Source organism: Methylomagnum sp. (genome assembly GCF_054333355.1).
Genome location: NZ_JBTEKS010000333.1, coordinates 1 through 4943 on the forward strand (window position 1 = coordinate 1; position 4943 = coordinate 4943).

A 4943-nucleotide genomic window follows, 5' to 3' on the forward strand; every position below is an offset into this window, starting at 1 on the left:
GGCTCCGCGCCTCGAAGAGAGCATAGCTTCTAACCGGAATATAATCACACGGGACCAAACAATAGCGGTGAAAAGGATGATATATCGCCTTTCCTTTCAAAATATAATATATAAGATAATTTGATTTTCTTAGATATAGCCGCTGCCTTATACCTGTCTTTGAGTCGCTTAGGCCATATATAGCTTTTATTGATATTTTCAGGCTTCGTAAGTCTGGCAAACACGGTTACTTCTTCTGTGGTTGTGTTTTTCTCTATAAGCCTGAGAAAATGTAACATGTATTCTGTGGCAGCATCTGCCATAGTGTCTTTTTTGATATCTAAAATCCCATCATTTATCCGTTCAATTGTTTCCTCGTAAACGCTTTTTGCGTTATCAAAAGCTTCTTTCTGTAAGCAGGCAATTTCTTTATCGACTGCGGGAGAAAAAATTACTGACGGTTGAAGCCTATCCCGCATTCCATACGCATTAACGGCATTTAAAACACTTTCTTCAAAGCTCGGGAAATAGGTTTCAAAATATTGGCGAATTATGTCTTGCTCAATAGCCGCAGACTTCATTTCTTCATTGATGCTATTGATTAATTTAAAAATCTGATCCCGACTAAATGTAGTGGCGTTGAAAAGTGAGAGTGGTGGTTTTAGTGCGGCCATATCCGCGCCGACTACTAGAGTCGATACCCTAGTGCTAGAAACACCTTTATACAGCGCCCCGGATTCAAATAAAATCCAAGGGGCTGCAAGATTATTATCAGTGAGGACAACTATTCCATATTTAGTTTTATCTAGCTCATTCCCTATCTTATTGAACCAAATCTCTCCCGAATTTATGCCGCTTGTTGATATAAATGGCCTAGCCGTCGGTATAACGGTTTTTATGAATTTACATAAAACTTCCGCGATTGTTTTGCTAGACTCACTAGATCAACTTATAAATATTTTCATTTTTAGGTAACTCCAAAGATAAGTCAGGTGTGTACTTCAATGCATCGCAATGTCAGATCGGGCAAACTGCCACATGGCTGTTTAATGCTTTTTTGAAAGGCCGTAACGTCCCCAATAATACTTCAATGTACAGCTTAGGAACGATATTGATATGAACAGTATGCTGGCCGATTCAAGAAAGCGATGTCAAGGCGCGCCCAGTGGAGCCTACTGGACGGCGTTTGGAGGTTACTTTGGCGATTCAATCCGCCGGAATTTATCGTTCCCACGCTCGGCATAAGAGCTTATCGGGTGTTGTTCCTGCGTCGCGAAGCACAATGTCTCGCCGGAGCGAGCCACAACAGCATTTCCACGGAGACTGCGGGACGATTCCTCAACCGAGTCCCGCGCATCGGACGCGGGTACCCCCCACTCTCACCACCAACCCCACACCTTGAGGCAAAGCCAGTCGATGGACCGCCGCGTCCAGGCGGTCAGCAGGTTGGTCGGCCCCACCTCGACCTTGCCCACGCCCTGCATCCCCGGCGTCAGCGGCGGCACCCCGCCCAGCCAAGACGCCTCCACCCGGAAGCCGTTGGCCCCGTCCCGCACGCTGGCGATGGCAGTGACGCGGGTGATCTCGAACGGATACCCCGTCTGCGGCTGGCCCGCCAACCGTAACACCCCGCGCTGGCCGGGCCGGACGCGGGCGATGTCCTGGTCCTCCACATGCAGCACCACCCGCCAGCCGTCGGTCGTCGCCACCTCGAACATCTCCTTGCCCGCCTCGATGGGGCTGCCGATCTGTTGCGCCCAATCGCCCGACACCACCAGCCCCTCAATCGGCGCGGCGAGGTCGAGCCGGGCCAGCTTGGCGTCCACCAGGGCCAGTTGGGCGTCGGCGGATTTCAGTTCGGCCTGGGCCAAGGCCACGGCGGGGGCGTCGCGGTCGGCCATGGCCTGACGGAGCTTGCCCGCCGCCTCCTCCCGTTCGCTGTGGTACTTGGCCCGCTCGACCCGCAAATCCCGGTCGTCCAGCCGGGCCAGCACTTGCCCCGCCGCCACCGACTCGCCGGACCGCGCCGCCACCTGGGCCAGATAGCCATCGAACGGCGCGGTGACCACATGGCGGGTGCGGCCCTCGATCACCGTGTCGGCGGTCACCCGGTCCTCCACCGGAATCAGCAGCAGCACCGCCAGCGCCCCGGCCAGGGCGACAGCACCCGCCTTCCAGGTCAGATGACCCGGCCCCCACAGCTTGCGCCATCCAACCCGCAGGCTGTCCCACCCGTGGCGGAGCAGGCCGCGCTCGGCCTCCCGCCATGGCCGCAGCAGCGGCTCGGCCAGGGCGGCGCTGGCCCGCAGCATCGCCAGGGCGTCCGGCGGCAGGTCCGTCCCCACGCCGTGGGCCACCAGCACCGCCGTGGGTTCGCCGTCGTGCCGCAGCGGCAGGGCCCAGGCGCCGGGCTGGCCGATTTCACGGAGTTCCACGGCGGCGCGGGCGGCAGCCTCGGCGGCCGGTTGCAGGGCGGGGGACGCCTTCTCGGCGAAGGCCAGGTCCGCCGACACCCACCAGCGCGGCAAATGCCCGCGCATTTCGAACAGGGCCAGGGAGAATCCGGCGGGGCTAGCGGACCGGCCCTCGGTCCGCGCCCAGGCGGCGGTGCGGTTGATCCACTCCTGCGCGGCGGCGCGGGCGCAGGTTTCCGAGGCGACGTGGCCCAGCAGTTCCAGCAGCCGGGCGGCCCGCTGGTGTTGCGCCTGACTGGCGGCGGACAGGGCCAGTTGCAGCCAGCCCAGGGCCAGCATGACCGTCGGCACCATCCGCTCGTGGTGCGGCGCGCCCAGCACCACGCCGACGATGCCCGGCCCGCCCTCCGGCAGCGGCAGGGCGGTGGCGAGCAGCAGCTCGTTGGCGCCGCCGCCCTCGACCTTCGCGAGGGCCACCGGGTTCTCCGGCGTGACGCGGGCGCGGGTGGTGGCCCACAGGTCGGCGGGGGCGGCGTGGCCGTCCGGGAAGGGCGCGGCCCAGCGGGCGTCCTCGGCGTGCAGCGCCACCGCCCGGCAGGCCAGCCCCGCCGAGGCGAGGCGCTGGCGCCAGGCGTCGAGGGTCTGGGCCAAGGGAGAAGGCGGTGGAATGTTGTCAGCGGTGGGGCGGGGTTGGGCGCTCATCAAGCCGTTTGGTTGTGTTGGGTTGTTTTCCGATGGGTCCATGGTGGCTACCGGCGGGCACAATTTAGCCGCCTAGCAACAAAGCCGCTCGGCATCGGCAGGCTCGGTTCCCATCCCCGCTAGAACCGGACGAAGAAGGCCCTGTGGGAACTGGATGACATCTGCCGCCGCCGCCACTCCCTGACTTGCGTCGATTCCCTGCGCCTCCGGCGCAATGCGCGCCGGGCCTTGAGCCGGGGCGAGTCCCACCACAAGCTCGCGCGGGCCGTGGCCCACGCCAACGGGGGCCGGCTGGGGGCGGGCCGACCTGGAGCGGCAACCGTGGGGCGGGCACCCAGGGTTCCGCCCCGGGCCGACACAGTGTTACACGACTTTCCTGTTTCCCGCGAGTCGCGAACCCCGCGCAGCCGACCATGTGTCGCGTGGTTCCACGCATAGTCACGGGGAGGGCGCCCAGCGGGACGCGCCCGGCGCGGGCCGGGTTGGCTGGCCATTCCCAACTTTTATGAAACGTCTGCCGTTGTTTCGCTGAATATTGTTACCCATGCCCTTTACGCGATTTTTATGCCCCCCGCTATAGACTGTCGTCGCCTTCCAAGCCCCGTGCCGCCGCTGCCGACCCCGCCTCGGATGCCGGGACATGGGGAGGAGCGCGTCCCAAACCGGATCACGGCCACGGGCGGGCCAGCAAACCCATCGAAGAACCGGCCTGAAAACCACTGAAATCCTGTTTCCCACGATGAATATCCCAGCCCCCTTTACTAGAAGTCTCGGCCTGTTGGCCTTAACGGTTTTGCTCGCAGCCCCTTCGCTGGTCTGGGCGGAGGAAGCCAATGCCGTCATACAAAGTTCATGCATTTTGCGGTGCCAAAGCAGGCGCCGAAATACATCAAGGAAATACCCCTTATCAAACGGGGCAGTAAGCGGATTATTTCGATATTCGTGTTCACCTTCAGCATCACCATCCTGTCGAACGTGTTTCTGGATATGCCGACCATATCGGGAATGATGCTGGATCTGGTGATACTTCAATTCTTTAGTTATTACCTGATAAAAACGGAAGGCATGGCCCGATTCGATAAACATGACTCGCACGCTTATACCGATGATCATGACGCCCAACGATATATTGAATCACAGAGGGGTTTTGATGTTTTCAAATGCGTCGCCGGGGTGGATCGGGATACCCTGTTATTTTTCTATGGCACCATGATGATCGTCGGCGCGTTGAGCTTCCTGGGCTACCTGAATGCCATGGCCCACTACCTGTTCACGGAGATCAGCCCCACGGTGGCGAATATCCTGATTGGCCTGGCGTCCTCGTCCATTGATAACGGCACCCTGATGTTCGCGGTGCTGAACATGCACCCCAACTTCCCGGTGGGCCAATGGCTGTTGTTGACCCTGACCCTGGGCGTCGGGGGCAGTCTGCTGGCCATCGGGTCCGCGCCCGGCCTGCGTGCGCTGGGGCTGATGAAGACCCATTTGAAAGAGGGCGAAGGCTATACCTTCACCCTGCATCTGCGCTGGATGCCCGTCATCCTGCTGGGGTTCTTCGCCAGTATCGGGACGCTGTTCCTGGTCAATGGCGGCAAGTTCTAGCCCGGCTGGCGGGCGTCGCGTTTCGGATCGCCGCCGGTGAAATCGCCCAACCTAACCCTCTGGCAGAGGCTGGCTCCCTATGGCTGGGGCGTGGCGGCCCCCGTCCTTTGCACGGCGGTCGATTGGCCGTTTCGGAACCTCTTGGCCCCCGCCAGCATGTTGATGGTGTACCTGCTGGGAGTGGTGCTGGTCGCCAGCCGCCATGGCCGCTGGCCCTCGGTCCTGGCGTCCCTGCTCAGCGCCCCG

At 60.7% G+C, this 4943-nt stretch carries 4 protein-coding genes and 1 pseudogene; 3 read left to right on the plus strand and 2 right to left on the minus strand.

The genetic code is table 11. The features are described from left to right. Positions 1 to 44: 44 nt before the first annotated feature. Positions 45 to 653: a hypothetical protein gene (locus ACXWUF_RS18575; RefSeq protein WP_458503342.1), complete on the minus strand. Its 609-nt coding sequence runs from the start codon at positions 651 to 653 to the stop codon at positions 45 to 47. Between the two features lie 705 nt (positions 654 to 1358). Further along, positions 1359 to 3095, minus strand: coding sequence for an efflux RND transporter periplasmic adaptor subunit (locus tag ACXWUF_RS18580; protein ID WP_458497655.1), 1737 nt, complete (start codon positions 3093 to 3095; stop codon positions 1359 to 1361). 135 nt (positions 3096 to 3230) lie between these two features. On the opposite strand from ACXWUF_RS18580, the pseudogene ACXWUF_RS18585 reads away from it, so the two are divergent. From ACXWUF_RS18585 to ACXWUF_RS18595, 3 genes and pseudogenes are all read left to right on the plus strand, one after another. Next, positions 3231 to 3533: pseudogene (locus ACXWUF_RS18585) on the plus strand (Tn3 family transposase); the annotation flags it as partial. 414 nt (positions 3534 to 3947) lie between these two features. Beyond that, positions 3948 to 4697, plus strand: coding sequence for a sodium:proton antiporter NhaD (gene nhaD / locus ACXWUF_RS18590; protein ID WP_458497654.1), 750 nt, complete (start codon positions 3948 to 3950; stop codon positions 4695 to 4697). Positions 4698 to 4733: 36 nt separating this feature from the next. Continuing rightward, on the plus strand, positions 4734 to 4943 hold a 210-nt coding region (locus ACXWUF_RS18595), incomplete at its 3' end, for a DUF4118 domain-containing protein (RefSeq protein ID WP_458503343.1).